Consider the following 23,306-nt stretch of genomic DNA (forward strand, 5'->3'; position numbering starts at 1 on the left):
GAAAATGAAAAAACGGCCGTCCAGCGAGCGAAGCTCGGTTTGGACGGCCGTTTTTTCGATGGATGGCGCCGGTCATAGCGGCTGGATATGTCCGGGGGCAAGCACCATCCGGAGCAAATGATCGGGATTCAGCAGCGGGATATTCTGCTCGTCGCTCGCGTGCAGGATCATGGATCCGCTCATCGCCGTCAGCAGCCCCGAGATAAGCAGGTCCGCGTCATCGCCGGCGATTTCGCCGGTTCGCTGGCCTTCGAGAAACAGCGGCCTGAGCCTTTCGACAAACCAGAGGATGGAGTAATCCCCGATGATCATCCGCGCCTCCTCGGGGACCCCTTCCGAAGCCCGCGTCTGATGAATCAACAGGAAGGACAGCCGCGCCTCCTCCGTCATCGCATCCTGAAGAAAATGCCTCAGCTTGCCGGTCACGGTCCCGGGATGGTCCAGCATGTCCCCGACTCCTTGGCTCGCTCCTTCCATCGCCCTGCGCACCAGCTCGGTGAACAGCTCATCCTTGGACTTGAAATAGTGGTACAGCAGGCCGTGGCTGATGCCTGCTGCTGCCGCAATCATGCTCATCTTGGTCAGCGCAGGACCGCGACGGGCGAATACGCCCAGGGCGGCCGCGAGAATCTGCTCCCTGCGCTCGTCGCGAATCTGGTTAAGCTGGTCTTCGTTGTAAGGAGCCATGCGTCTTCGACCTCAATCCGACTAATGCCTGTTTTTCCTAACCTTACCCTAATCCTTCATGAGGAGCAATCATCTGTTTGCTTCCGCATGGCTTCCCGGGTGGAACACGGGAAAGCTCCGCTCCAGGAAACATCCCAATGTCTCTCCATCGTCCAGCTGCTTCTCCAGCCAGGCCTCCTGCTTGCAGCGGCTTACAACCATTCGGACCGCCTCCTCTCCGAATAAAGCCGAAGGCGGCAGATCCAGGCCCTGAACGCCCATCATCAGGCCGAACAGCTCCATGTCCCCGCCCTGCAGCGCCTGCCGGCGCACAATGTCGAGGTATTCCTGGCAAAAACGTATGCCCCGTCCGGAGAGGGAGCCTTCATAGGTCACGCCCGGCCATCTCAAGTCCGCGACGACAATCGTCCACCAAGCCGGAAGAATGATTTTGGCCGAAACGCTGCTGAAGATGAAGCTCCCATCTCGGATCGCTCTCCCTGCCTGCTTCCTGCAAGGCTTTCCCCATCTCCATCGCCTCCGCAGCCGCAACGGAAATTCCTTGGCCGTAAATAGGATCGAAGCTGCAGATCGAATCCCCGATCGCGAGCAGCCCGGACGGCCACTCCGGCGTAGCCCCGTACTGATTCAGCCGGCATTCCGGCACGCGGAACCCTCTCGGATTGCCGACCGGCTCGAGCTGGGCGAGAATTTCCGCGAGCATCGGATGAATCAGCTTGGCCGCAGCCGGTTCGTACCTTGCCGGATCCACCGGCGGGTAATGCCCTCCGGCGCCGTAAATCGTCGTCTCCGCCAAGCCGCCCTCGATCGGGCTGAAGACGCCCGAGCCTTCGGCAAGCGACGGATCGCCTTCGATAAGAACGGTACTGTAGCGGTCTTTCAAAGACTCCGGGATGCGGTAGTGCCTGGTGCTGTAGGCAAGCCGCGTGTGCAGGATTTCCGTATCCGGTTTTCCGCAGCCGAGCTCTTCCAGCCATGCAGGCAGACGTGAATAACGTCCGGAGGCATCGACAACGAGAGCCGCTTCGAGGTCCCGGCTGTCGCTGCACCGCTTTTCCTTTACCTTGGCTCCCGTAACCGCAAGCTTATTCCCCTTCTTCCGTGTCAGCAGGGAAACCGCTTCATGGCCTTGAAGCACCTGAATTCGCGGCTCAGCCGCCACTCTGCGCCGGATGACCCATTCCAGCAGAGGACGGGAACAGCCTTCATCCTTCTCGTATGGAAACTGCAGCGACGCAAGCGGGGAAATCAGATGCATCTCTTTCCCTTCGCGTTCATAGGCTCCTTGGGCAAGCAGATCCTCCCTCCAGCCGGGAAATAGAGTTTCCAAAACGCCTTTGCCGAGATGCTGCAGCCGATGCGGATGATGATCCTGAGGCACTCCGGGCCGATTCGCCGGGCGGTCCTGGAGCTCATCCCGCTCAATGACGATGATTTCCCCGTAATGGCCGGAAAGCACCTTCGCCGCCAGCAAGCCGGCCATGCTTCCTCCGATGACTATCGCTCTTGAACCGGCTTTGACATTCGATTCCGTCAGCCGATCTTCCGGTTCCCCGGGCAAGCTCATTTCCTTCATTTTCTCCACTCCTTGGTTTTGATTGATTAATTCAGTCAATTTTAATTCAAAAAAATAGGAGCGCTTTGCTTGCCCATCCCGGTTTGAAAATGGGGAACTTTATAGTTGATTGACTCATTCCGTCAACAAAAATATAACGATTCTTTCTTTGTCCTGTCAACCCGTTTTTTCCTCTTGCTTGAAGCCGCGGCGCTGCTCCATTCCTGTCCGCGGATTCAAGCCGTTCCATTCAGGTTTTACGCTTCCACACTCGCAGAGGGCCAAGCTCCTGCCAACCGGATTGCCGAGCGGCTCTCAAATTGCCGTCTCGTTCATATCCGACCAGGTCGACGCCAGGATAAGCTCGGGAAACGATTGGCGCAAAGTCCGGCCATGCGGAACGCCCTGTCTCCCACACATTGGATATTCCCACCACATCTGCTGCGCATGTTGCAATGAACCCAGCGCTTGTCCCATCTTCATCATGCATGAACAGCTTCACTTCCTGACGCTCCATCGCTTCTGGATGAAGCACCGATGCTAAGCCTGCCGCCTCGACCCAGAGCTCAAAATCCGCAGCAGAGGACACTACCCGCCAGCCGGCGGCAATCGGTGCAGACTTCGAAGCCGCCGGATGATAGATCCAGCTTGCGTCAAACAGGATTTCGTACCCGCAAGAAAAAAGGTCAAGAGAAGCGAAGCTGTCCTTGATGAAAGTTCTTTTCCGGTCTTCGGCATGCAGTTGTGCTGCCGAAGGGTCTATATGGCTGGCCAACGTTATCATGTCCGGGTAAAAAGCCGGTGCTGGAGTACTTGTCCGCCACACATCCCCTGTGCAGCCATGCTCGATGCCGTGGGCATCGCATACGATTCCGCACCAGACCGCATTGTTCCGAACGGCTTGCCTCCATCTCTCCATTCGAGCAGCCTCCCGCATGTTTTTCCCTTCCATGTGCGCCTCAGGCAAACCGGGTCCATGAACGCAGCGTCTTCGCTACATCCGCTCCGTCGACAATCATTGACTCCATGTCCTCGTTGATCAGCTGACGGGAAGAGTTCCACTTTTCATTCAAATAAAAGCCGCTCGGCTGCGCATGCTGAAGCTCCTCCAGATAGCGGGACCAGATTCTGTGCTCGTGCAAGCCTCTCTCTTCCGCCTGGCTTCGGGAAATCGGCAGCGGCCACGAATGGCTGTCGACGAGATAATGCCGGAGGAAATCCCATGCCAAGCCAGGATGCTGGGATTTGCCCGTTATGCCGGCTCCGCCCATATAGATCATATTGCCGTTTCTTCCTTCCGCCAATCGCGGCAGCCTTGCCACCCCGAATCGATCGTCGATGCCGTGGTGAATCAGATCCCCGGCAAACCACATGAAGCCGAAAATCATGGCAAAGCCTTCATGAAGCTGCCCGGCAGCGGATGGCTCCTTCGGCTTGCGGATAATGCCATGCACCCGGTAGGCGTCGATTATATTTTGCATGGCCCCGATGGTTTCGGGGCTGTCCACATACCCGCGTGCTGTCCGGCCATCCGGAGACAAATACGTTCCGCCATTTCGGAAAACAAACGGCTCATACCATTCGATGTCCACGCCGATGCCGAAGCCGAACTGGACCGCCACACCGTCATCGCCGCGGATCGTCAGCTTTTTGGCCGCTTCAACGAATTGTTCCCAGGTCCAGTCATCCTCCGGGTAAGGCAGGCCCGCCTTGTCGAACATCTCCTTGTTGAACACGAGCAGCGGAACGCTCATGTCGACGGGAAGTCCGGGCAGCGTGCCGTTATGACGGGCAATCGCCAGCGGCCCCGAATAAAGATCCGCCTCCATCCCCGACTGCTCGACATATGGATTCAAGTCGACGAACATCCCCTCGCGGTTGAACAGCGCCCAGCCTCCCGATTCGATGATGTCGGGCGCTTCGTCCGACCGGTAAGCGCGGAGCGACTCGAAATGATCGGCCGACTGCTCGATGACGACCTCAACCTCCGGATAAAGCTGTTCGAACGATTCCTTGGCTGCCGCAAGCCGCTTCAAATTCGTAAATTCGGTCATGAATCTAAGCTTCCTCATCTTCTCCATCCCTCTCCTCGATCCGTCGCTTCCATGCTTGTTCCATATAGCCCACGGCGGCGCTTTCGAACCGCTTCGCTTTCCTCAACAGGGAGATGCAGCCCTCCCGTAAGCCGGGCGGCATCACTTCCGCCGTTTTGACGAAAGGAACCTGGAGGCTCAGTTCTTCCAGCGCCAACGCCGCCTGCTCATAAGCCTCCGATGCCAGCAGGGCCATCCTCATGGCCTCCCCGCGCAGAGGAGCCGCTCGCAAGTACTCCCCCGCATACCGCTTCGCCTCGGCATAGGCCGCGGCAAGCTGGCCCATGCCGTACCGGTTCGGCGCCGTGTCGGGATCGGCCAGATGGCGGATCCAGGCACCGTAGGCGGCCAGCCCCGTTGCATAGCTCAAATACGACGTTCGAGGACGATAGCGCGATCCTTCGTTGGCAAAAGAAATCCCATAGCGGACAGCATGCGCAAACCGGCGTTCCGCCTCGCTATCCGCCGCCGGCCTGCTGACCGGGCTGCGGTTTCCTTTCCGTGAAAAAGCAGCCAGAAACCGGATCGGGTTGTCAGCCACATCTTCGTACGCAAGCATTTTTCCCGTCGACTGTACGGGGTCGGTCACATGCACGATTCGGCGCTTATCGTCGTAACCGTAGATGACCGACCATTCATGGATGAATGGCCGGGAAGCCAGCGTGTCGAAATAGAGCACAGGCAATCCCGCGTCGATTCGGCTGCGGATGAACGGCAGAACCGCCTCCTCGATCGGCAGGACGACCGGGAAGCTCTCCACGGCCCCCAGCAGCGGTACCGGGGAATCGGCCAGCTGCCCGCAGCAAAATGCCGTCTCGTACCCGTATCCTGCCATCAGCTCTTGTATCGACGACCGCCAATCGAAGATGTAAAGCCCGTCCGAGAATGTCGTCTTCTCCGAAATGCTCATGCGGAAAGCCAGCCCGGAAGTTCCCATCAGTTCCGCGCCGCTCCTCGGCTCTCCATTAGTCCTGAGGATTCGCCCTAGACTGCTTGCAAGCGTGAACAGCTTGGGCTGGTCTCCTTCCCCTGCCGCAAGCTCAAGCAGCTTGCCGTTCTCCATTCCAGCACCTCTCTTCGCATCCGGCATCAGGCCGAGAGAAGCCCGGATATGCTCCTGGCGCAGCTTTTGCCTGGAACGGTGAATGTACGTATAGATGGATCCGGTCGTCATCCCGTACATCCCGGCGATTTCTTCCGGACGGAGCTGCCGGAAAAAATAAGCGGTGAAGATTCCTCTTTCCTTGCCGCTCAGGCAGTGGAGCAGCGCATGGATCGTTTCGTATGTTTCCTTGCGGAGCAGCAGCGCGGCCGGATCCTGGCTGGAAGCCGCTTCCTGGCTAGCCCGACCGGCCAAGCGGGACAGAATGCTGTCGAGATCATCCCAGTCAGCGGCAGCAGCGTCCCTGCCGCCGGGAGCTGCAAGAGAGTTGAACGGCCTTTCCTTGCGATACGGCCCTCCCCGGCGCAGCTTCATGTTGGCCTGGTTGCGGACGATCCGGAAAAACCACGGCAGCAGCCGGCTCGTATCGGCAAGCGTCCCAAGATGAAGGAAGGCGCGGATGAGCGCATCCTGCACGACATCATCGGCCATATGCGCGTCACCCGTGAGCCGCTCCGCCAACCCCCGCGCCTTGTGCCGGTGCCGCTCGAACAGCTCGCCGAAAGCTTCGGCATCTCCCGCGCCAGCCCGCTCCGCGAGCTCCAGTTCCTCTCTCGCGGCACGTCTCGGCTCTGCAGCCCGTACTGTCATTGCAACTCCCATCCGCTCTTCTTCGGCAATGTGCCCCATGCTGATCTCCTCGCTTCTCTTCGGCCTAATCAGAGAGATGCCATTCCTGCCGCGAATTTGAACAACATCCGCAAAAAAATCAGCTCCGCAGCTCTTCAGCCGCCTCGATCAGCTGCTCGACGGCCTCTGCGATCCGCTTTTCGCTCAAAAAAGAATAGCTGAGCCGGATTCTGGCGTTCATCTTCCCCAGCGGATCGCAGATGCTGCCGGGCACAAAGGAGACCGATCGCGCCACGCATCGCTCGAGCAGCAGATCGGCCGGGATTCCGTCCGGCAGCGAAATCCACAGGTTAAGCCCTCCGTCAGGGCTGTCCCAGCTCCACCCTGTCCGGGCAAGCGCTTTTTCCATGACATCCTTGCGCATGCGGACTGCGGTTCTCAGCTTCTGGACATGCTCCTGCATGCGGCTCGAGAAAAAGTAATGCTGGAATATTTTTTGGTTCAGCAGCGGAGATCCGCTGTCGGACAACGCCTTCAGCGGCCGGATTCCCTCCATGACCGAAGGACGCGCGGCAAGCACGGAAATCCTCAGGCCGGGAGCGATATATTTGCTGAAGCTGCGGATATAGACGACATAACCTTCCGTATCGTAATAGAACAAAGGCGGAGGCGGGGGCTGGTCGAAGTAGATATCATGATAGACATCATCCTCCACCAGGATGCAGTCATGGCGCTCCGCCAGCTCCACCAGCAGCTTGCGCTGCTCCGCAGGCACCGTATAGCCCGTCGGATTGTGGAAGGTCGGGTTCATATAGAACAGGCGGGGCTGCTCCTTCTCCATCAGCGCTTCGACAGCGTCCAGGTCATATCCTTCCGCCGTCAGCTCGACAGGCAGCAGAATGATGTTCTGCTGCTGGAAGACGTCGATCGCCGGACTATATGTAGGCCGTTCGATCAAGACTCTGTCGCCGGGCTTGACCAGCGAGCGGGACACGAGATCGATCGCTTGCTGCGACCCCGACGTGATGAGCAGCTCTCCGGCATCGACATCGATTCCATGGGCTTCGGCAAAAAAAGCGGATAAAGCCTCCCTCAGCTCCGGGTCCCCGAGAACGGTGGAATACGTGCTCAGAACCATCGGATGAAGATCCAGCACCTGCTTCACATGATTCGATAAAAAGCGGTTCGGAAGCAGAGCAGGGTCGATCAATGCCTCCGACATCGGATGGCTGACCTTCATGCTGTGGATATCCGAAAGGCGGCTGCGGTTGACATAACCCGGCGCGGCGGCGTAAGCCCATCCCGAGGCCGCATCTCCATCCGGAGTGTCAGGCTTGGCTTCCACCTGCGCACGCACGTAATAGCCGTTTTTGTACCGGGAGTAAAGCAGGCCTTCCTCTTCAAGCAGCCGATAGGCTTTCAGCACGGTCAGCCGGTGCACCCCGAGCCGCTCCGCCATCGACCTCACTGATGGAAGCTTCTCCCCGGCCTTCCACTCTCCCCGATCCATGCCGCTTCTCACCTCGTCTTGTATCAGCGCCAGCTTGGTGACGGCGTTGTTGCCCCGATCCGGGGCAGCGATGTTGTTCTCCACTTCCGATTCCTCCCGATTCGAGCCTATCTGTTCTAATCCTATCCAATCTGTTCTATTCGTCAACCACTATAGTAAATAAAAAGAGGAGGCCCGCTGATGGTTGCATTCAATTACTTGCTCATGTGCGCGATTTTCGGCACGACGTTTCTCGTCATCAAAGTCGGCGTGGCTGCCGGCCTGCCCCCGTTCCTGTCGGCAGGAATCCGCTTCACCGCCGCCGGGCTGCTGCTGTTCGGCTGGATGCTCGCCCGCCGCAAGGTCCGTTTCTCGATGCTGTTCCGCAAGGAATTCGCCTTCATCGGTGCCGGCAGCACATTCGCTACATTTGCCGTCTTATACTGGGCCGAGCAGCATATCGATTCCGGCATGGCCGCCATCCTGTCGGCTACAGGCCCGATGGCCATCCTGCTGATGCAATCGGTGGCTCTCCGGCAGCGCTCCAGCATCCTGGAGAGGGCAGGCTGCATCATCGGCCTGCTGGGCGTCATCACGCTCATGCTGCCGGAGCTTCATGCTCAGGCGAATGTGATTTGGCTTGTCAGCTGCCTGCTCGTCCTGCTCGGAGAGTTCGGTTATGCGGCAGGCAGCCTCTTGACCCGGCGGACGCTGCTTCGCAATCCGGAGCTGCCGCCGGTTGCCTTGAACGCCGCTCAGATGATTTATGGGGGCATCGGGCTGCTGATTCTCTCCGCTTTCGCCGAGAGATCTTGGTCACAGCCAATCGACTTCTTGCCGGCTGCCGGGTCGCTGATCTACCTGACCGTGGCCGGCTCCATGCTCGGGCACAGCCTCTATGCCTGGCTGATCAAGGCGACCAACGCCTTCTTCCCCTCCACGTGGCTGTACATTTCGCCCGTCATCGCGCTCGGTCTCGGCGCGCTTCTGCAGGGTGAGCGGCTTTCTCTGCTTACGCTGGCCGGAAGCCTGCTGGTGCTGGCCGGCATCGTCATTCCGCGTTGGCCCGACCTGAAGGAATATGCAGCCTCCCGCAGCAGACGCCGGGCAGTTGAACCGGCTGACCGCAACATTCGGGAGTCTGAGTCTGTCTGATGGACGAAAAAAGAAGCGAAGGATCCTCTCCGTTGCCGGAATGGATTCTTCGCTTTCTTTTGTGGCTTTGCTTTCTGTTCATGCTGCACTTTCTCTTTGCATGCTGCACCTGCTGAGGTTACTCTGATTGCTCTGATTGCTTCTTGCTCTGCTCCCTCAGCTGTTTCGGCTTGTTCCCATCGAACCTTCGAGCAGACAGCAAACGGCATCGGCTATTCGGCCGCATGACGCCTCCCGAATCAGGCTTACTTGAAGCTTTTCAGGAACCGGACCGCTTCGGCGATATCCTGTTCCGGCTGTGTGCCGACTTCCCTCTCGATCGTCAGGTAACCGGAATATCCGATGTCCTGAAGCGCCTGGAGGTAATTCGGCCAGTCGACGCCGCCTTGGCCAAGCGGAACTTCACGGAAGTCCTCTCCGGACTCGGCCGATGCCGCCAGCGCCTCATGGCTCATCGCCTCGTAGCCGAGCATGCCGTATACTTTGCGCGGGTCGACTTCCCGCAGCCGGATGCCGTCCTTGGCATGCGTATGGACGATGTAATCCTTCAGCGTATAGACGCCTTGGACCGGATCGTCTCCGGTCACCATCACCATATTGGCCGGATCGAAGTTGACGGACAAGCCGTTCGTGCTGAGCGTATCGAGGAACTTCCTCAGATGGGCGGAGCGCTCCGGACCGGTCTCGATCGCGAAGTAAGCGTTGATGCTGCTGGCATAGCTGCTCAGCTCCTCGCAGGCGCTTTGCATCGTGTGGTAGATCTCGCCGTTCTCGTCATCCGGCACGATGCCGATGTGGGTCGTGACGATCGGGCAGCCGAGATCCATCGCCAGATCGAGAATCCGCTTGGACTTCTCGATCTTCCAGCGGTTCTCCCTGGCGTCCTGGAAGCCGTGTCCGGCCAAGTCGCCCACAAGGGCGGAAATCTGCAAGCCGAGGGAAGCGACGTATTCCTTGAGCTCCCTGCGGCGGGCGGCATCCATGACATCGGGATCCATTTCGCCCTTGACCGCATAGATCTGCACGCCGTCCGCTCCGACTTCCTTGGCCTTCAGCAGCCCTTGACGAACGCCGAGCTGGAAGCTGTCCACGATGACGCCGATAGGATTATTGATTTTAGTCATGCACATACCGCCTTTTAGGAAGGTTATCGTTCTGCTTTCATTGTACCTGCCCGGAGATATCCCCTCTAGAACTCCGGTGCCGACCATTTGGATTTTTGTGCTTAAGGAACGCTTGACCTTCTCGCCGCGTCAAGGTGTAAGATGGAGCCAACCGCATGGACGGAAGGATTGAAAATCCGGGTATTTCGGCTCTAGGTGCTTGCGATAAATATCTTCGATGAAGTGTTGTATCTGATGTCTCTGGTAATCTTAGCGATAGATGCGATATCTTTGCCTGGATGTCTGTTATTGATCTTTAAGGTAGTAGATGTCTGCGATTGATCTTTGAGATAATGTTTGCGATTGAAATTCATCGAGCGATGTCAATCTGTGACTTAATGACAGCGATAGAATTGAACTCCGACATTCAAATCGAAATTCCGGTTATGCCGGAAAGGAGAACGTACTCATGCATATCCGTCAGGCAGCCGCCATGACCGGCCTTACTCCCCGGGCCATCCGTTATTACGAACAGACCGGCTTGCTGCCGGCCAGCGCCCGCACCGAAGGCGGATACCGCTTCTATAGCGGCGATGACATCGATCGCTTGAGATGGATAGCGGCTCTGCGTGAATGGGGAATCCCGCTCTCCTCTATTGCCGGCATGCTGGACAGTCTTGGAGACCGGGAAGCTTTCCTGCTGGCGGCTGGAGCAGCGAGGCAATCGCTGTACGAGCAATGGCTGGACGCCTCGGCCGCCTTGAAGTCGCTGGACCAGGGAATGGCCGCCTGGCAGAGCCGATCCGGACTCCCTTCGCTGGATGAATTGAAAGAGTCCTCCCGGGAGCTCCAGCAACAACGAAAAACCCGCGGCAGCTGGTCCGACGGGATCGGTTGGGATGGAATGGCGGCTGCTGCCGGAGAGGAAGCGCCGGTCCGATCGCTTCCTGCCGGGTACTCGTTAGAGCGGTATGTAGCAACGCTTGCAGAGCTGGCTGATTGGCTCGACCCGTTGCCAGGAGAAACCGGCGCCGATCTCGGCTGCGGAACCGGCAATCTGACGAGGCTTCTGGCCGCAGGCGGAGCCCGCTTGATTGCTGTCGACGTCTCCTCGTCCATGCTTGCCCTGCTGGCCCGCTCACTTCCTCAGACCGAGACGCGCCAAGGCAACCTGCTTGCTCTGCCTCTTCCTGACCGAAGCTGCCACTTCGCGGCGAGCAGCTTCGTGCTGCAGCATCTGGATCATAATGAACGCCTCCTCGCACTGCAAGAAATGCGACGTGTGCTCCTGCCCGGCGGCAGGCTGGCGATCGCGGCGCCGTTGAGCGACAGGGAGCTCGGCGAGCTCCGGCGCCCTTTGGCAGCTGAAAGTTGCGAACTTTTTCGCTGTGAGGACGGGATGCTGCTGGCAGTTGTTTCCTGATGCAAGCGATGGCCCCGTCCTCCCTATGACGAACTCTCCACCCACTATAACAATCCGAAGCAAAGCTCAAAACCCGTTTTAAAACCAAAAGGCCGCCCTAGAAGGGCAGCCTCATGATTCCCTAGCGGAGCTTCCGCCCTGCTCTTATCTAACCGCCGCACCAGCCAGGCTCACCCACTCGCCCCGCTTGTCGGCGGAAGCCAGCTCCGCCTCCACGATGGCGATCGTCGACATCGTACTGACCGGATGGGCTTCCTCGATCGGCTCTCCGGCCAGCAGCTTCTCCACGAAGTATTTCAGCTCGTAGTAATAGCCCTGATCGTCCGGCAGATCCGCTTCGAAGCCCGGCGCGTCATTCGGGTTCACCTTCACGGCGCCGCCGCTGAACTGGACATTGCCCCGCTCGAAGTTGACCCGGAAGCCCATCTCGAAGCCGAAATCGCCGTTCAGAGTCCAGTCGACCTGGGAATGGACGACCTCGCCGCCGCCATAGCGGTAATGGGTGGACACGATGTCGTAGCCGCTTCCCGGAATCACGTTGGCGGCTTGCGTCGAGACGGCTTCCGGCATGCCGAACAGCCAGTTGACGACATCCGTGTCATGCACATGCATGTCGAGCAGGGCGCCGCCTCCCTTATCCTTCTGCAGCACCCATGGACCCCAGTCCGGCGTGCCGCCGCCGCGGTAGAAGTACGCATACGTAGGCTTGCCGTATGTTCCTTCGGCGATCAGATCCCGAAGATACACATATGCGGGCCAGAAGCGCAGGCATTGCCCGATCATGAGCGATTTTCCGGTTCTCTCGGAAGCCTGGAGCATCTCCAGGCATTCCGCCACGTTCGATGCCATCGGCTTCTCGCACAGCACATGCAGGCCCGCTTCCAGGCACATGACCGTCACGCTGCGATGCAGATGCGTCGGCAGCGCAATATCGACGGCGTCCAGCTGCTCCTTGTCCAGCATCTCCTGCAGCGACGTATACAGGGAGAAAGAGGACAGGTCGAGCTGTGAAGTGTCCGCATCCAGATTTCCTCCGCCGCCTTCGCCGCGAAGCTTGGCGGGATCCGCGTCGCAAATGGCCGCCACCTGCACGGCGACGCCTTCCTTGGCCAGCCTGATGTAGTTTTCCAGATGGGCCCTTCCCATGAATCCAAGTCCGATGATTCCGATTCTGATCATGCGCGGCCGCTCCTTCCGAGAATGGCGTCCATAGCCGCCGAAGTATTGAAGATGATTTGGCTCCCGTGATGGGTGTAAGGAGGAATCATTTCCGCCGTTACAAAGCTGTCGTAGCCGATGGCGCGCAGCGCGCCGACGACGGCCGGGTAGTCGACGTCGCCGGCCAGCAGGTCGACGAAGCCGTGCAGGCCGCCGGCCTGCCTGCGATAATCCTTGAAGTGGACCTTCTTGATCCGGCTGCCGAGAATCGGGATCCAATGCTCCGGGTAGCCGGAGTGCACGACGTTGCCGACGTCGAAATAGGAGCCGACATAATCGGAGCCGATCTCGTCGATGAACCCTCTCAGCTCCAGCGGAGACAGCAGGAACTTGTTCCAGACGTTCTCGATGCCGATCGCCACCTTGGCTGCCTCGGCGTCCTTGGCGAGCCGCGAAAGTCCCTCCAGCGCGCGCTCGTAGGCCTTGTCGTAGGGAACGGCCTCTGCGTCGGGAATGAAGTCGACTCCGACCGCGCCGGGCACGACGAGAATCGTGTCCACGCCGAGCAGCGCAGCGCATTCCAGCTGCCGCTTGACGATGTCCGCCGACTTCGTGCGGACGGCTGCGTCCGAGCTTGTGATCGGATAACTCCAGTACAAGCCGCTCGCGAGGCTCGCCAGCTCGATGCCTTTATCCTCCGCCAGCTTGCGGATCCCGATGATATCGCGGTTCGTGCTTTCCAGGCTCAGCGGCCCGTTCTCCTCCAGCGCAAGCTCGATGCCGTCGAAGCCGGCGGCAAGCGCCAGGTCCATGCTTTCCTCAATGCCCGTACCCGCCGGGAACGACCAGGCGTTGATTCCTTTTTTCATGTCATGCAGCTCCTTTCGGATTTCTGTATCCGCTTCCTTGCTGCGATTATATCAATCTCCCTTCCGATTGGATTTGTCGCATCAGCCGTTAAATTTGCACTCCAACATGGTAAAATGGAAACCGATCCTATCCCTAGACCGCGAGGAGATGCCCGCATGCCGTTCAGCCGCTTGATTCTGGAGACGCCCGTACAGGTGGAGAGCCTGATCTCCTTTCATTATTTCGAATATCCGACGGGCTTCCTGTTCGAAGGGGAATCGCATGACTTCTGGGAGCTTCTCTATGTAGACAAGGGAGAGGTGGAGGTTCGCGCAGACGACCGGCTGCTGACGCTGAAGCAGGGTCAGCTGATTTTCCATAAGCCGGGAGAGTTCCACACCGTGCGCGTGGATGCCGGTCATCGGCCCCCCAATCTCATCGTCATCGCTTTCGGCTGTACGAGCCCGCTCATGCAAGAGCTCGAGAACCGGGTGTCGTATCCCGGCGAACGCGAAAGAAGCTGGCTCGCCCTGCTGCTGCAGGAAGGATTCGCCAGCTTCCTTCCGCCCTACCATACTCCCGGCAGCCATGAGCTGAGCCGCAACCCCCAGGCGCCGGCGGCCAGTCAGCAGTCGTTCCGCCTGCTGCTGGAGCTGCTGCTGATCGGACAGATCCGCAGCGCCCGCTCGGAAGCTCTGGGCGAGCAGGCCGAACAGCGCCGCAGCGTCCCGGCGAAGGCCGCCCGGCTGGAGCAGGATACGGTGCGCCGGGTGCGCGAGATCATGAGGCAGCGGCTGTCCGAGCCGCTGGCGCTCGACGATCTATGCCGGGCAGTCCACTTGGGACGGAGCAGGCTCAAGGAAATCTTTTTGTCCCAGACCGGCATGGGCGTCATGGATGCGTTCAAGGAGATGAAGATCGAGGAAGCCAAGACGCTCATCCGGGAGCGGCGCCATACGTATACGGAAATCGCCGACCGTCTAGGCTATTCCAGCCTTCATTACTTTTCCAGGGATTTCAAGAAAGCGACCGGAATGCCGCCGTCGGAGTATTCGCGAACCGTAACGGCGGCCGCTTCCCTGCCTTCCGATTCCCGCCGCTAACCCAATAAGGAGGTGCCGAACATTGAAGAAGTGGAGCTTGATCGGAATTTGGATGGTGCCGCTGTTCATCGTTTCCATGCTTGCCAGCAGCTTCCCGACAGCCTCCTTCTCGGAGGATGCGAAGGTTCGGATCGTTTTCGAGTGGGCGACAACCCATATGTCTCCTTGGATCATCGTCATTCTGCTTGCCGCCATTCTTCTGAAGCTCCCGCCCCGCAGGTGAACAATCAGTTCGACGTACGGGCCGCCTTCTGGATTGCATTCATGCCAAGGATGACGCACACCCATTCCATTTCGCCGACAGAGCTTGTATAGGTTTCCAGCCGGTAGGCGGACGGAAGCACCCAGCCGCTTACTTTCCGGAATCCGGCCGCCATGTTTCCCGCTTCGTCCGTGATTTCGTACAAGTCGGAAAAGGCGGGAGAGGCAATTTCAAAAACGCCCCTTCCAAAGCTGTCGTACTCGAATCTTTTGGACAGGAATGCCAGCCGCTGCCTGAGCTCCCCCGCTTCCCTCTCGCCCTGTCCAAGCACAGACCATCTTCGGGAGAAGAGGGGGAACTTCCCCTGGAACAAGGTCGCTCCATCTCGGTCGAATACTTCCAGCGAGGCTCCGAACATGCTGCGGAGATCGACATGGCCGATGACAGTTCCATCCTCGTCCATGATTTCCGTCGGTCCCGAATTGAAAAAGTTGTCTTTGAAATAAATCGGCATCCCTTTCTCTCCTTTCCTAAATGAGACTTATACGTCCACAATTCTGCATCAGTTTCCTCCTTCCTTCCACTGGAAAATCAAGCCGGGACCAAGAAGGTCCCGGCTTGATTTGCTTGTTTATCCATTCACCGGTCCAGCCGTCGAGAACGAAATCCCGCTCCTTCGAAGGAGAGCGCGGGGCTTGGCTGCATAAAAAAGGGAAACGGGGATGAGAAACAAAAAAACACCCCCTTCGCAATCAGTGGAACGACACGGTTCCACTGACGCGAAAAGAGGTGTCCGCTAAAGCGATTCTACTCGGCTGGAGGCGTGAAGGATCTGCCGGCAAACTCCGCATCGAGCATATAGAAGGCGTTGCTGTCGCTCTCGATGCGCTTCAGCTTCTGGATGATGCCGTCGAAAAGGGCTTCTTCCTCCACCTGCTCGTCGATGAACCATTTGAGGAAGTAGATCGTCGCATGCTCTCTGGAATCAAGCGCGAGATCGGCGAGCTGGTAGAAGTTTTTCGTATTCTGCTGCTCGTGGCGGTAGCCATGCTCGAATACGTCCAGCATGGAATCGTATTCGTTCTTCGGCTCCGGCAGCGCCTTCAGCGTCGCGCGGCGTCCGCGGTCGTTGAGGAACCGGTAAATCTTCATCGCGTGGAACCTCTCCTCCTCCGCCTGGACGAGGAAGAAGTTGGAGAAGCCTTCGAGGCTGTCCCCGGAGCAATAGGCCGCCATGGCCAGATAGACATGCGCGGAATAGAATTCGAAATTCATCTGCTCGTTAAGAGCGGTTGCCAATTGATCGTTCACCCTGAATCCCCCTGTCGTCATGGAGACCGCTGAAAAGCTGCCGCTGCGTTCGGGAATCCTTGTTCCGACGTTTCTCCAGAACGATCCGCGCCTATCGCTTGTTTTTCAGCGGCCTCATCGTCATTCGGTCATCGCTTATTCAACCGCTTCTTGATTTTGCGCCGCAGCTTGGCGGGGCCGGACGCCGATAAGGTCTTCCCCTTGACGACGGCGAAGCAGGCTTCCCTGCACAGCCTGCAGCTGCCGAGGCAGTCTTCCTTGACCAGCTTGACTCCCGCCTCCGACTTGAGCTTGCGGTAGGCAGGCTTCGCCCCGTTCTTCAGGTTGCGCCGGCAAAAACGGATTTTCATCCGGCCTTCCTCCCCGCCTCGTCCCGTCAGTTTTTCGACGTCCCGCGGAACTTGCGGGAATGCACCTTCGCTTCCTCCGGCGTCGATACCCGGTTGCGGGACCATTCCAAAAGGATGCGGTCGATATACGTAAAGTGAAGCTTGCCTGCAAATACCGCTTCCCTGAGCGCGAAGCGGATAAGCTCGTCGCTGTACTGGTCAAGGTCGAGCCAGCTGCTGATCCGCTCGCATTCCATCGGAGACAGCAGCCTTCCGAACTCCTGCTCGAACACCGAGAACAAGTTGAGCTCCATCGCAGCCGTCTGGCGGGCGGCCGGTTCCGGCGAAGCGGGCTCCGGACGTTCGGAAGCCGCCCAAGCCGCCGCCCGCTCCAGCCAGCCCTGCCAGTCGTACCGCTCGTAGCGGATGCCGCTGGCGGCGTCGACGGCGTCGTTGATCGTCAGGAAGCCTTCCTTGATCAGCCGGCCAAGCTGCTGCTGGACCGACTTGGCGGTCGTGCCGGTCAGCCGGCCGAGCTCGTCCGGCGTCGGGAAATCCTGGCGCAGCGAATCGCGGAACATCATCAGCTGCAGAAGCAGCATCATGTCGCTGTCGCTGAGGCCCAGCTCCCGATAGCTGCGAAGAAGGAGCGCGGGAAGGAAAATTCCCCGTTCTCCCATCAGGGAAGCCAATGCTCTCGTATATTCATGCTGGCTGTTCTCGTTCAAGCGGCTCACCTTCCTCCTGATCGCTGCAACTTGGGTCATGCCGCCGGACCCTCCGGCGGCGATGGCGGTCATGCTGTCTTACGGGTACAGACGGTAAAGCGTGCGCGGGAATGCGATCGTCTCGCGCACATGCTCGAGGCCGCAGATCCAGGCGACGGTGCGCTCCAGACCGAGGCCGAAGCCGGAGTGCGGCACGGTGCCGTACTTGCGCAGGTCCATGTACCACTGATAGGCGTCCAGAGGAAGGTTATGCTCCTCGAAGCGCTGCGCCATCAGCTCCGGATCGTCGATCCGCTGCGAGCCGCCGATGATCTCGCCGTATCCTTCAGGCGCGATCATGTCCGCGCACAGAACGACTTCCGGACGATTCGGATCCGGCTTCATGTAGAACGACTTGATGGAAGCCGGGTAATGGGTGATGAATACCGGACGGTCGTACTCTTGAGCTATGGCGGTCTCGTGCGGAGCACCGAAATCTTCGCCCCAAGGCACTTCGAAGCCGTTTTTGTTCAGGAAGTCGATCGCCTCGTCATACGTAATGCGCGGGAACGGAGCCTGAATCGCCTCCAGCTTGGAAATGTCGCGTCCAAGCGTCTCGAGCTCCGGACGGCAGTTGCTGACGACGCTCTGCACGACGTGACTGACGAAAGCTTCCTGGATGCGGAGGCTCTGCTCCAGATCGACGAACGCCATTTCCGGCTCGATCATCCAGAACTCGATCAGATGGCGGCGGGTTTTCGATTTCTCCGCACGGAACGTAGGGCCGAAGCTGTATACTTTGCCGAGAGCCATCGCAGCCGCTTCCATGTACAGCTGTCCGCTCTGGGTCAGATAGGCGTCCTCGTCGAAGTATTTCGTATGGAACAGGTTGGTCGTTCCTTCGGCGGAAGTGGGCGTCAGGATCGGAGGATCGACCTGGGTGAAGCCGTTCGTATCGAAGTACTCGTTGACGGCGCGCTTGATCTCGGCGCGGATCGTCAGAATGGCGCGCTGCTTCGGCGCGCGCAGCCACAGATGGCGGTGGTCCATCAGGAAGTCGACGCCATGCTCCTTGGGCGTGATCGGATATTCCTGGGTAGCCTGGATGATCTCGATGCCGTCCACGAGCAGCTCGTAGCCGGAAGCGCTGCGCGGCTCTTCCTTGACCGTGCCGGATACATACAGCGAGCTCTCCTGCGTCAGCTTGCCTGCCGCCTCCCATGTTTCCTCGGAGACGTCGTTCTTGGCGACTACGCCCTGGATATAACCGCTTCCGTCGCGAAGCTGGAGGAAGGCGATCTTGCCGCTGGAGCGCTTGCCGTGCACCCAGGCTCCGATGGTGACGCGTGCGCCCGTATGGGCGGATACTTGCTTGATGGTAACGAGATTTTCAATCATGCTTCGGTTTCTCCCTTCGATTGCTCTGCGGCCAGCTTGAACGTATCGCGCGCGATCAGCAGCTCTTCGTTCGTCGGCACGACCATCACCTTCACGCGGGATTTCGGCGTGGAGATGACTCGGGCTTCCTTGCTTCGCTGGGCGTTGAGCTCGCGGTCGAGCTCGATGCCGAGGAACGTCAGCCCCTCGCATACCCGCTCCCGCAGCACGACGGAGTTTTCCCCGACTCCGGCGGTGAACAGAAGCACGTCGATGCCGTTCATGGCGGCCGCGTAAGCGCCGATGTATTTGCGTACGCGGTAAGTATACATTTCAAAAGCGAGACGGGCGTTCTTGTCGCCTTCCGACATCGCTTCCGTAATCTCCCTCATGTCGCTGCTGATTCCGGAAATGGCCAGCAGCCCGCTGTGCTTGTTCAGCATGGAGTTGACCTCCGTCAGCGTGAGGTCTTCCTTGTTCATCGTGTAAGGCACGATCGCAGGATCGAGATCGCCGCTGCGGGTGCCCATCATGAGCCCTTCGAGCGGAGTCATGCCCATGCTCGTGTCGAACGACTTGCCGTTCAGGATGGCGGTCGCGCTCGCGCCGTTGCCGATATGGCAGCTGACGAGCTTGAGCTCCTCCAGCGGACGGCCAAGCACCTCGGCCGCGCGCTCGCTGACATAGGCATGGCTCGTCCCATGGAAGCCGTAGCGGCGGATGCCGTGGCGGCGGTAGAGCACCATCGGAACCGGGTACAGGTACGATTCCTGCGGCATCGTCTGATGGAAGGCCGTGTCGAACACGACGACCTGCGGAACGCCGGGCAGCACCGCTTCGACGGCGAGGATGCCCATCATATGCGCCGGATTGTGCAGCGGGGCAAGATCGAACAGCTTGCGGATCTCCAGCTTCGTCTCGTTCGTCACGATAGCGGACTCCTTGAACGACTCCCCTCCGTGCACGACACGGTGCCCGACCGCATGGATCTCCGATACGGAGCCGAGCACTCCATGCTCCGGATGGACGAGCATGTCCAAGACGCGCTTGATCGCGCTCGTATGCTCCAGAATCTCGTCGACGATGCGCACTTCCGGCTTGTCCGCCGGCTCATGCGTCAAAATCGCGGAATCCATCCCGATCCGCTCCACGCGGCCGCTGGCAAGGACGGATTCGTCCTTCATGTCGTAGAGCTGGTATTTCAGCGAGGAGCTGCCGGCATTGATGACGAGAATGTTCATACGCGGTCACCGTCCTTGTCGTAGCTGAAAAATCCCGTACCGCTCTTGACGCCGAGCTGGCCGGCGCGCACCATTTTCTTGAGGATGAAGGACGGCCGGTATTTCAGCTCTCCGTATTCCCGGAACATCGACGAAAGCGCGGCATGGACGGAATCCAGCCCGAACCGGTCGGCCATCTCGAACGGACCGTGCTGGAACGAGTAGCCGATGCGCATCGCGCTGTCGATGTCCTCCGCGGAAGCGGTGCCTTCCTCCAGAATGTGCAGAGCCTCGTTGATGAAGAGGCAGATGAGGCGCGTCGTGACGAATCCCGGGGATTCGAACACCATGACGCCTTTCTTCTCGATCACCTGCTCCACGAAATCCTTCGTGCCCTTGAACGTCTCGTCCGAAGTGCGGAGTCCGCGAACGATCTCGACGAGATCCACCTTGAACACCGGGTAGACGAAGTGCATGCCGATGACCCGCTCCGGATGCGCGGTGACGCTGGCCAGCTCCGTCAGCGAGAGCGTCGACGTGTTGCTTGCCAGAATGACCGATGGCGGACAAGCCTTGTCTACGGCTCGGAATACTTCCTTCTTCGCGTCGAGATCCTCGGTGATCGTCTCGATGATGAGCTCGCATTGGGACAGGTCTTCAATCGCCGATACGCCATGGATCCGTCCCAGGATCAGCTTTTTCTCCGCCTGGGTCAGCGCCCACTTCTCGATCTGCTTGTCGAGGCTGACCCCGATATTGTCCAGGCCGGACTTCAGCCTTTCCTCCGACAGCTCCAGCAGATAGACGTCCAACCCTTTGTAGGACAGCATCTCGGCGATGCTCTGTCCCATCGTGCCGGCGCCGATCACGCCGATCTTTCTGTAATTCACAGTATGGTCTCTCCTATTCCCTGTATCTCTAAAGTACCCTTTATTATAACGTTCCGACGGCTGCCGACACAACTTGACACCGTTCTTTTCCGCTATAAAAATCCGGGCCGTTCCAGCTTCATTCAACCGTTCGTTCCCATCTTGTCACCGAATCGATGCAAATGAAAAAAGAGACGGCATATTCCGTCTCTTTTTGAATGCATGCCAGCCGCTCCAGCTTAAGCGCTGAGGCTCTCCTCCGATGCGATGAGCTTGCGGAACTGCTCGCCGCCAAGCGTCTCGCGGTCGATCAGGATGTTCAGGCAATGCGTGAACAGCTGCCGTCTTGCGGCCAGCATTTCCTTGACCCGGCTCATGAGGCCGTCCAGCACGCTGCCGGATATTTGGGCCCAGCGGTCCGGCGTCATCATCCTGTCCTCAATGATGCCCACTTCGGTCAGGCCGCATTCCACCATCGTCCGGACGATATTGAGCGACTGCTCGAAGTCGTTGCGGGAGCCGGTGCTGCGGCCGCCGTAGAACATCTCCTCCGCGGCTGCGCCGGCAAGAGCAATCATGATCTGGGCTTCCAGATAGTCCTTCGTGTACAGATAATGGTCGTCGCTCGGGTTGTGGCGCACGTACCCGAGCGCTCCGCCGCGCGGCGCGAGCGCGACCTGGGATACGCTGCCCGGTCGAAGCAGCTCCGCCGCGATCGCATGGCCAAGCTCGTGGATCGCCACCCGCTCCCGTTCTTCCTTGGTGGACTCGCGGTCGGTCTTCTCGCCCATCATGACCTTGTCGATCGCCATCGTCAAATGATGCTGCTCGACAAGCGGCAATCCTTCGCGCATCGCATAGATGGCGCCCTCGTTCAGGACGCTTTCGAGCTGGGCGCCGGAAAATCCGAACGACTCTTCGGCGATTTTTTCCATGTTCACTTCGTCATGAAGCGGTTTGTTTTTGGAATGGATGTTTAAGATATGAAGACGGCCCTTCTTGTCGGGAAGATCAACGCCGATATGGCGGTCGAACCGGCCAGGGCGCAGCAGCGCCGAATCCAGCATCTCCTTGCGGTTCGTCGCCGCGATGAGGAGAATGCGAGGCGCCTCGTTCGTATGGATGCCGTCCATCTCCGTCAGCAGCTGGTTGAGCGTCTGGTCATACTCCCGATGCTGGCCGCCGTCGCGCTTGCCGCCGATGACGTCGATCTCATCAATGAAGATGACCGCGTTCTTCTTCCCTTCCTTGCCGGCCTTCTTGCGGGCTTCCTTGAACAGATCGCGTATCCGGCCTGCTCCGACACCGACATACATCTCTACGAATTCGCTGCCCGATGCGGCCAGATAGACGGAATCCGTATAATGGGCGGCTGCCTTGGCCATGAGCGTCTTGCCTGTTCCGGGAGGACCGGTAAGCAGGATGCCCTTCATGGGGCGGATGCCGAGCTTGCTGATCTCTTCATGCTTGACCAGGAAATCAAGCGCCTCGACCAGCTCCCCTTTGGCACGATCCTGTCCTCCGATATCGTCGAAGGAAAACGGCGTCGAGCCTTTTACCCGGGCCTCTCTGCGGCCTCCTGCCGCTGCCAGCTGCCCCTTGGACTTGAGCGCGAACAGCAGCACGCCCATAAGCGCAAGCGCCAGCAGAAGAGGAATGATATTCACGCCGCGGAACAACAGAAACGCAAACAGCGAGACCAGAACTCCCCCGCCTATCTCGATGCTGTACTTAGGCATTACTCCAAACCCCCATTCGCTCGCCGGTTCTAGGCAGAATGATATATTTCGTATCGCTGCCGAGCTCCAGCGTCACATATACGTTGCTGTCGTCGATCGAGGTGGCCGTCTTGAGGCCCGGCGTCGCGCGTTCGATTTCCTTCAAGGCATCCGGTATTTCGGAATAGCGGCGGTTCTCCATCGCTTCTGCGACGGTGAACAGCTGGCTTGTCCAGATGGAGTCCAGCTTGGGCTGCGAGCTCTGATCGACCGTAATGACGAGCTTGCGTCCTTCAAGCCATTTGGCGCTGCGATCGGCAATCTGGTCGTGGATGCCCCGCAGATCGGCTCCGGCGCCCAGCTTCAGGCGAACGGTCAGAGAGTCTTTGGAAAGGGTCGGGACGGCAGAGACGACACCCGGCAGCGAATCCACCGCAGATTGCAGCGGACGCTCCACGACGGCCTGGTCATAGGCGTACCAGCCGCCGAAAAGCAAGGCTGCGGTAACGGCGATCGTCGTCAAAAAAGGCACAAGCCTTACTTTGATCAAAGCAAAAGCCCCCTTTATGAAAATCGAAGCGACGGCTCAAAGGCCTGCCTCTTCGTCTACTTGAATTCATGCGTATACGGATTAGTATATCACATTTGCTATACGAAGAGTATATCACAACGATATTCATAGAGGAGGCGGCAATCGTTACAACTTTAGGAAGCTTTTTTAGTCGTCAGCGAATATGTGGTGATATACTCGCCGCTCTGATACTGATAAAAGTCATAGTAATAGCGGGTCTGCCCCTGCTTGCGGGTGTAGAACACTTCCCAAACCGGCTGTCCGCCAATCATGCCTGCCCGGACATGACGAATGCCGGCGTCGGGAACTCGCTGCTTGAAAATGCTGCGGATATCGCCTTCCTTGCGGCTTGACGCCATATCCAGCAGCAGCGGCTCCCCCTTTTCGGGAAGCCAGGCAATCACTTCCTGTCCTTCGGCATTTTTGCCGCGGACGACCCATACCGGCGCATCCCATACATATTTTTCTGCCGAGGAGGTTTCCTTGAGGCCCGCCTTCTGCTGGGCGAGCTTCTCGGCCTGAAGCTCGGCAGCCCATATCGGGCGCTGGAAGCTCCGGTACTCGGCATGCACATACACGAGCAGCAGCACAACGAGCGCGGAGATCCACAGCGTCCAGCCGCGCCTGCTCATGAGGCCGCGCCGCCGGCGCGCCA

General features: G+C 58.9%; 24 protein-coding genes. 4 read left to right on the forward strand and 20 right to left on the reverse strand.

Going from position 1 to position 23,306, the window contains the following annotated elements; translation table 11 throughout:
• Positions 1–72 precede the first annotated feature (72 nt).
• From PHU01S_RS05005 to PHU01S_RS05035, 7 genes are all read right to left on the reverse strand, one after another.
• Positions 73–687 carry a TetR/AcrR family transcriptional regulator gene (locus tag PHU01S_RS05005; RefSeq protein WP_021880708.1) on the reverse strand — a complete coding sequence of 205 codons (615 nt, stop codon included), beginning with the start codon at positions 685–687 and terminating at the stop codon, positions 73–75.
• Positions 688–756: 69 nt separating this feature from the next.
• On the reverse strand, positions 757–1,077 hold the full coding sequence (locus tag PHU01S_RS05010; protein ID WP_218032416.1) for a hypothetical protein: 321 nt from the start codon (positions 1,075–1,077) through the stop codon (positions 757–759).
• Positions 1,052–2,263, reverse strand: coding sequence for an NAD(P)/FAD-dependent oxidoreductase (locus PHU01S_RS05015; RefSeq protein WP_127506500.1), 1,212 nt, complete (start codon positions 2,261–2,263; stop codon positions 1,052–1,054). Before PHU01S_RS05015 ends, PHU01S_RS05010 begins: the two co-directional genes overlap by 26 nt.
• A 229-nt stretch (positions 2,264–2,492) precedes the next feature.
• Positions 2,493–3,026: a hypothetical protein gene (locus PHU01S_RS05020; protein ID WP_218032417.1), complete on the reverse strand. Its 534-nt coding sequence runs from the start codon at positions 3,024–3,026 to the stop codon at positions 2,493–2,495.
• A 175-nt stretch (positions 3,027–3,201) separates the two neighbouring features.
• The gene (locus PHU01S_RS05025) at positions 3,202–4,296 is read right to left on the reverse strand and encodes an extracellular solute-binding protein (RefSeq protein ID WP_164762987.1); all 1,095 of its coding nucleotides are present in this window, start codon (positions 4,294–4,296) and stop codon (positions 3,202–3,204) included.
• Between the two features lie 4 nt (positions 4,297–4,300).
• Positions 4,301–6,127: an RNA polymerase sigma factor gene (locus PHU01S_RS05030; protein ID WP_127506506.1), complete on the reverse strand. Its 1,827-nt coding sequence runs from the start codon at positions 6,125–6,127 to the stop codon at positions 4,301–4,303.
• A gap of 79 nt (positions 6,128–6,206) precedes the next feature.
• A complete protein-coding gene (locus PHU01S_RS05035; RefSeq protein ID WP_246029152.1) occupies positions 6,207–7,661 on the reverse strand; it encodes an aminotransferase-like domain-containing protein in 1,455 nt (484 codons plus the stop codon).
• A 96-nt stretch (positions 7,662–7,757) separates the two neighbouring features.
• Between PHU01S_RS05035 and PHU01S_RS05040 the strand changes: the two genes are divergently transcribed.
• The gene (locus PHU01S_RS05040; RefSeq protein ID WP_127506508.1) at positions 7,758–8,711 is read left to right on the forward strand and encodes a DMT family transporter; all 954 of its coding nucleotides are present in this window, start codon (positions 7,758–7,760) and stop codon (positions 8,709–8,711) included.
• Between the two features lie 245 nt (positions 8,712–8,956).
• On the opposite strand, the gene PHU01S_RS05045 is transcribed toward PHU01S_RS05040, so the two are convergent.
• A complete protein-coding gene (locus PHU01S_RS05045) occupies positions 8,957–9,841 on the reverse strand; it encodes a sugar phosphate isomerase/epimerase family protein (RefSeq protein ID WP_127506510.1) in 885 nt (294 codons plus the stop codon).
• A gap of 442 nt (positions 9,842–10,283) precedes the next feature.
• On the opposite strand from PHU01S_RS05045, the gene PHU01S_RS05050 reads away from it, so the two are divergent.
• Positions 10,284–11,237, forward strand: coding sequence for a methyltransferase domain-containing protein (locus PHU01S_RS05050; RefSeq protein ID WP_127506512.1), 954 nt, complete (start codon positions 10,284–10,286; stop codon positions 11,235–11,237).
• A gap of 144 nt (positions 11,238–11,381) precedes the next feature.
• On the opposite strand, the gene PHU01S_RS05055 is transcribed toward PHU01S_RS05050, so the two are convergent.
• Both PHU01S_RS05055 and PHU01S_RS05060 read right to left on the reverse strand, forming a co-directional pair.
• On the reverse strand, positions 11,382–12,416 hold the full coding sequence (locus tag PHU01S_RS05055; RefSeq protein WP_127506514.1) for a Gfo/Idh/MocA family protein: 1,035 nt from the start codon (positions 12,414–12,416) through the stop codon (positions 11,382–11,384).
• A complete protein-coding gene (locus PHU01S_RS05060) occupies positions 12,413–13,264 on the reverse strand; it encodes a sugar phosphate isomerase/epimerase family protein (protein ID WP_127506516.1) in 852 nt (283 codons plus the stop codon). The genes PHU01S_RS05055 and PHU01S_RS05060 overlap by 4 nt, the downstream gene beginning before the upstream one ends.
• 156 nt (positions 13,265–13,420) lie before the next feature.
• On the opposite strand from PHU01S_RS05060, the gene PHU01S_RS05065 reads away from it, so the two are divergent.
• Together PHU01S_RS05065 and PHU01S_RS05070 are read left to right on the forward strand one after the other, a co-directional pair.
• Positions 13,421–14,347, forward strand: a complete 927-nt coding sequence (locus PHU01S_RS05065; protein WP_164762988.1) for an AraC family transcriptional regulator — start codon at positions 13,421–13,423, stop codon at positions 14,345–14,347.
• A gap of 22 nt (positions 14,348–14,369) precedes the next feature.
• On the forward strand, positions 14,370–14,570 hold the full coding sequence (locus PHU01S_RS05070) for a hypothetical protein (RefSeq protein ID WP_127506520.1): 201 nt from the start codon (positions 14,370–14,372) through the stop codon (positions 14,568–14,570).
• A 4-nt stretch (positions 14,571–14,574) separates the two neighbouring features.
• Here the strand turns inward: PHU01S_RS05070 and PHU01S_RS05075 are convergent, their stop codons facing one another.
• The 10 genes from PHU01S_RS05075 to PHU01S_RS05120 all read right to left on the reverse strand — a co-directional run bounded on the left by PHU01S_RS05075 (position 14,575) and on the right by PHU01S_RS05120 (position 23,283).
• Positions 14,575–15,063: an LURP-one-related/scramblase family protein gene (locus PHU01S_RS05075; RefSeq protein ID WP_021882282.1), complete on the reverse strand. Its 489-nt coding sequence runs from the start codon at positions 15,061–15,063 to the stop codon at positions 14,575–14,577.
• A 293-nt stretch (positions 15,064–15,356) separates the two neighbouring features.
• Entirely contained in the window at positions 15,357–15,860 is a 504-nt protein-coding gene (locus PHU01S_RS05080) for a ferritin (protein WP_127506522.1), read from the reverse strand.
• 128 nt (positions 15,861–15,988) lie between these two features.
• Positions 15,989–16,210, reverse strand: a complete 222-nt coding sequence (locus tag PHU01S_RS05085; protein WP_021882280.1) for a DUF1450 domain-containing protein — start codon at positions 16,208–16,210, stop codon at positions 15,989–15,991.
• A gap of 26 nt (positions 16,211–16,236) precedes the next feature.
• Positions 16,237–16,956, reverse strand: coding sequence for a DnaD domain-containing protein (locus PHU01S_RS05090; protein WP_127506524.1), 720 nt, complete (start codon positions 16,954–16,956; stop codon positions 16,237–16,239).
• Between the two features lie 39 nt (positions 16,957–16,995).
• A complete protein-coding gene (asnS, locus tag PHU01S_RS05095; RefSeq protein ID WP_048749031.1) occupies positions 16,996–18,294 on the reverse strand; it encodes an asparagine--tRNA ligase in 1,299 nt (432 codons plus the stop codon).
• Positions 18,291–19,514: an acetate/propionate family kinase gene (locus PHU01S_RS05100; RefSeq protein WP_048749029.1), complete on the reverse strand. Its 1,224-nt coding sequence runs from the start codon at positions 19,512–19,514 to the stop codon at positions 18,291–18,293. Before PHU01S_RS05100 ends, asnS begins: the two co-directional genes overlap by 4 nt.
• A complete protein-coding gene (locus PHU01S_RS05105; protein WP_048749027.1) occupies positions 19,511–20,383 on the reverse strand; it encodes a 3-hydroxyacyl-CoA dehydrogenase family protein in 873 nt (290 codons plus the stop codon). The genes PHU01S_RS05100 and PHU01S_RS05105 overlap by 4 nt, the downstream gene beginning before the upstream one ends.
• A 218-nt stretch (positions 20,384–20,601) precedes the next feature.
• Positions 20,602–22,101, reverse strand: coding sequence for an AAA family ATPase (locus tag PHU01S_RS05110; protein WP_048749025.1), 1,500 nt, complete (start codon positions 22,099–22,101; stop codon positions 20,602–20,604).
• Positions 22,094–22,630: a hypothetical protein gene (locus PHU01S_RS05115; RefSeq protein WP_048749024.1), complete on the reverse strand. Its 537-nt coding sequence runs from the start codon at positions 22,628–22,630 to the stop codon at positions 22,094–22,096. Before PHU01S_RS05115 ends, PHU01S_RS05110 begins: the two co-directional genes overlap by 8 nt.
• 155 nt (positions 22,631–22,785) lie before the next feature.
• Positions 22,786–23,283: a cell wall elongation regulator TseB-like domain-containing protein gene (locus tag PHU01S_RS05120; protein WP_127506526.1), complete on the reverse strand. Its 498-nt coding sequence runs from the start codon at positions 23,281–23,283 to the stop codon at positions 22,786–22,788.
• Positions 23,284–23,306: the final 23 nt, after the last annotated feature.

The sequence above is a fragment of the Paenibacillus humicus NBRC 102415 genome (assembly GCF_004000905.1).
In the GTDB taxonomy this organism is placed as follows: Bacteria; Bacillota; Bacilli; order Paenibacillales; family Paenibacillaceae; genus Paenibacillus_O; species Paenibacillus_O humicus.

Coding starts and splice junctions, on each gene's coding strand:
- PHU01S_RS05005 (WP_021880708.1), bottom strand. CDS start 687: ATGGCTCCTTACAACGAAGACCAGCTTAACCAGATTCGCGACGAGCGC.
- PHU01S_RS05015 (WP_127506500.1), bottom strand. CDS start 2,263: ATGAAGGAAATGAGCTTGCCCGGGGAACCGGAAGATCGGCTGACGGAA.
- PHU01S_RS05020 (WP_218032417.1), bottom strand. CDS start 3,026: ATGATAACGTTGGCCAGCCATATAGACCCTTCGGCAGCACAACTGCAT.
- PHU01S_RS05025 (WP_164762987.1), bottom strand. CDS start 4,296: ATGACCGAATTTACGAATTTGAAGCGGCTTGCGGCAGCCAAGGAATCG.
- PHU01S_RS05030 (WP_127506506.1), bottom strand. CDS start 6,127: ATGGGGCACATTGCCGAAGAAGAGCGGATGGGAGTTGCAATGACAGTA.
- PHU01S_RS05040 (WP_127506508.1), top strand. CDS start 7,758: ATGGTTGCATTCAATTACTTGCTCATGTGCGCGATTTTCGGCACGACG.
- PHU01S_RS05045 (WP_127506510.1), bottom strand. CDS start 9,841: ATGTGCATGACTAAAATCAATAATCCTATCGGCGTCATCGTGGACAGC.
- PHU01S_RS05050 (WP_127506512.1), top strand. CDS start 10,284: ATGCATATCCGTCAGGCAGCCGCCATGACCGGCCTTACTCCCCGGGCC.
- PHU01S_RS05055 (WP_127506514.1), bottom strand. CDS start 12,416: ATGATCAGAATCGGAATCATCGGACTTGGATTCATGGGAAGGGCCCAT.
- PHU01S_RS05060 (WP_127506516.1), bottom strand. CDS start 13,264: ATGAAAAAAGGAATCAACGCCTGGTCGTTCCCGGCGGGTACGGGCATT.
- PHU01S_RS05065 (WP_164762988.1), top strand. CDS start 13,421: ATGCCGTTCAGCCGCTTGATTCTGGAGACGCCCGTACAGGTGGAGAGC.
- PHU01S_RS05075 (WP_021882282.1), bottom strand. CDS start 15,063: ATGCCGATTTATTTCAAAGACAACTTTTTCAATTCGGGACCGACGGAA.
- PHU01S_RS05085 (WP_021882280.1), bottom strand. CDS start 16,210: ATGAAAATCCGTTTTTGCCGGCGCAACCTGAAGAACGGGGCGAAGCCT.
- PHU01S_RS05090 (WP_127506524.1), bottom strand. CDS start 16,956: ATGACCCAAGTTGCAGCGATCAGGAGGAAGGTGAGCCGCTTGAACGAG.
- asnS (WP_048749031.1), bottom strand. CDS start 18,294: ATGATTGAAAATCTCGTTACCATCAAGCAAGTATCCGCCCATACGGGC.
- PHU01S_RS05100 (WP_048749029.1), bottom strand. CDS start 19,514: ATGAACATTCTCGTCATCAATGCCGGCAGCTCCTCGCTGAAATACCAG.
- PHU01S_RS05110 (WP_048749025.1), bottom strand. CDS start 22,101: ATGCCTAAGTACAGCATCGAGATAGGCGGGGGAGTTCTGGTCTCGCTG.
- PHU01S_RS05120 (WP_127506526.1), bottom strand. CDS start 23,283: ATGAGCAGGCGCGGCTGGACGCTGTGGATCTCCGCGCTCGTTGTGCTG.